The sequence below is a fragment of the Salinibacter sp. genome, from assembly GCF_036626415.1.
Taxonomy (GTDB): domain Bacteria; phylum Bacteroidota; class Rhodothermia; order Rhodothermales; family Salinibacteraceae; genus Salinibacter.
The window spans coordinates 1-2695 of sequence record NZ_JAZKRW010000230.1 but is presented as its reverse complement, the minus strand read 5'-3'; the positions used below and the strand labels follow the sequence as shown (position 1 = coordinate 2695).

General features: G+C 66.4%; 2 protein-coding genes and 1 pseudogene. 2 read left to right on the top strand and 1 reads right to left on the bottom strand.

Annotated elements, in window-relative coordinates:
- Both V5A20_RS14035 and V5A20_RS14030 read left to right on the top strand, forming a co-directional pair.
- Positions 1-357, top strand: a pseudogene (locus V5A20_RS14035) (hypothetical protein); the annotation flags it as partial.
- Positions 358-453: 96 nt separating this feature from the next.
- A complete protein-coding gene (locus tag V5A20_RS14030; protein WP_332327646.1) occupies positions 454-1620 on the top strand; it encodes a hypothetical protein in 1167 nt (388 codons plus the stop codon).
- Positions 1621-1736: 116 nt separating this feature from the next.
- Here the strand turns inward: V5A20_RS14030 and V5A20_RS14025 are convergent.
- Positions 1737-2695 (bottom strand): glycine C-acetyltransferase (locus V5A20_RS14025; RefSeq protein WP_332327645.1); only part of this gene is annotated, 959 nt, incomplete at its 5' end.

The following is a 2695-nucleotide window of genomic DNA, read 5'->3' as shown; positions in this document are numbered from 1 at the left end:
CCTGAAGCCGCCCGCGCGGCCTTCCGGGAGGCCATTTCCGTCCAGCCCGACTACGCCGACCCACGCATGGCGCTCGCGTCTTCCCTCCCGTCCGACTCTGCGGGGCTGCGAGAACGGGCCCGGTGGTACCGCGAGGTGATGACCCTGGCGCCCAACCACGACACCGCCCGTGCACGCTACGCGGAAACCCTCAGGAAAATGGGGGCCGACTCTCTGAGACTGCCGCCCATGGCGCGCTTTGATCAGCTCAATCTCGGGCCGCTCGGTCGGCGACCGGACCGCCCGCTCGTCGAGGTCTCTGAACTCGTGGATCGCTCGAATGCGGGCGCCGCCCCGAACATGGACGGGACGTTCTAGCGTGCTCCCGGCGGCGCCCGCATACGGCCGTCCGCTGCCGCTTCTGTTTCCGCGTTCAGTCGCATCGTCGTTTCTTCCTCTCCCGAGCTTTCCGCCATGTGGTACCGACTCGCTGTGCTCACGCTCGTACTTGCGCTTCCGCCCTCGGCCCACGCCCAGTGGGACGTGGAGGCGACGGCCTTCACGCGAGTGGGCGTGCAGGACAACGTCTTCAAAAGTCCCGACCAGCTCCTGCAGAACCAGTCCATGCTGGGCACCGACAGCCTCGTCCGCCGCGACGCCATCTACCAGCACGGCGGCGACATCGAGGTGGAACGTGCGCTGGGCGCCCGGCACGAGGTGGCGGTGGAGTACGATGCTGCCCTGCAGCACTACACCACCTTCTCCAGCCAAAACGAACGCGAGCACGACCTGGCGCTTCGCTATGCGCACGACGCGCCGGGCCCTCTCACGCTGCAGCTGGAGGTGGACCGCCGGTGGAACCGCTCGGTAGGCACCAGTGTGCTCGGGGACGAGCTAACCCGCCTCTTCTCGTACCGACACTGGGAGATGAACCCTCAGCTGGAGTGGGGCCTTTCCGAGATGGCCAGCTTGACGCTCGACTACAGGCGCCGGTGGCGCACGTACGACACGCAAGCCGGCCTCGCCCCACTCAGCTACAACGACCATCGCCTCCAGCTGATCAGCTGGCTGCGCTTTCGGGAGGCCGACCGTCCACAGTGGGTCTTTCTCCAGGCCAGTGTGCGCGAGAAGCAGTACCGTGACTACCAGGCGCGCGACCTCGACGGCCAACAGGATCCGTCGCATCCTACGAACACGCTGCGCTACGCCAGCCTGCGCGCGAAGTACAACATGGACGTGAGCGACACCTTCTCGTGGGGCATCGGCACCAAGCTCCGCCGCCGGGTTGACGCGTTCAAGGGGTACTACAATTACCAATACGCTCGCCTGGACGGAGAGATCGAGTGGGACGTGCGGCCCTCTACCACTGTCAAACTGGAGGCGAAGTGGCGCCACTATCGGTACGACGAAAAGTCGGCAGCGACCCCAGAGGAGCCGCTCCGCTACAACTACGTGGACGGGGCCCTGCACCTCACGCACCGCCTGCGGCCGTACCTGCACCTGGTCGGCCGGGTGTCGACGGACCGGCGCATCTCAAACGTGGGCGATGTCTCCCGACGCACCCGTCGCTCCTACGCGGTGCACACCGTGACAACGGGGCTGCGCATCGACGTTGAACGGCTGTACCGGCAGATGCGCTGAGTCCGCGCCTCGGCGCGTGGAGCTAAACTGGTGAGTAGGGCACAAAGGTGGCCATCCTCCCACAAGACGGCTCGTCTCTTGGGCGGAGCGCGTTGATGCAGCGCGCCCGGGGGCCCTCAAATCACGTCGTGCGTCTGGGCGACCTCGGTGAACGCGTCGATGGCGCGGTCGAGCTGGTCCTGGGAGTGAGCGGCGGACATCTGGACGCGGATGCGAGCCTGGCCCTCCGGCACCACGGGGTAGCTAAAGCTGATGACGTAGATGCCGCGGTCGAGCAGCTCATCGGCAATGGCGCCGCTCGTCTTCGCGTCGTAGAACATGATGGGCACGATGGGATGCTCGCCCGGCTTGATCTCGAAGCCGCGCTCCTCCATTTCCGAGCGGAAGTAGCGGGCGTTCTCCCAGATCTTCTCGCGCCGCTCGCCGCTCGTCTGCAGCATCTCCAGCACCTTGAGGCTGGCGTTGGCGATCATCGGCGCGATGGCGTTGGAGAAGAGGTAGGGGCGGGACTCCTGCCGCAGCAGGTCGATGATCTCCTGCCGTCCGGTGGTGAAGCCGCCGGTGGCGCCGCCGAGGGCCTTGCCGAGCGTGGAGGTGATGATGTCCACCTCGTCGAGCACGCCCTTCGCCTCGCTGGCCCCACGGCCCTCCTCGCCCATGAACCCGGTGGCGTGGCACTCGTCGACCATCACGAGCGCGTCGTACGCGTCGGCCAGTCGACACATCTCGTCGAGCTTGGCCACGTCCCCGTCCATCGAAAAGACGCCGTCGGTGGCAATCAGGCGGGTTTCTGCGTCCTGGGCCGCCTGCAGCTTGGCCTCCAGGTCGGCCATGTCGCTGTGCTCGAAGACATGGAGGTCGGCCTTGCAGAGCCGGATGCCGTCGATGATGGAGGCGTGGTTCAGCGCGTCGCTGATGATGGCGTCGTCCTCGCCGAGGATGGTCTCGAAGAGGCCCGTGTTGGCGTCGAAGCACGAGTTGTAGAGGATCGTGTCGTCGGTGTCGTGGAAATCGGACAGGGCGTGCTCCAGGTCCTTGTGCACCGACTGGGTGCCGCAGATGAAGCGGACGCTGG

Excerpts from the sequence above, each read along its gene's own strand:
- V5A20_RS14030 (WP_332327646.1), top strand. The coding sequence starts at position 454 with ATGTGGTACCGACTCGCTGTGCTCACGCTCGTACTTGCGCTTCCGCCC.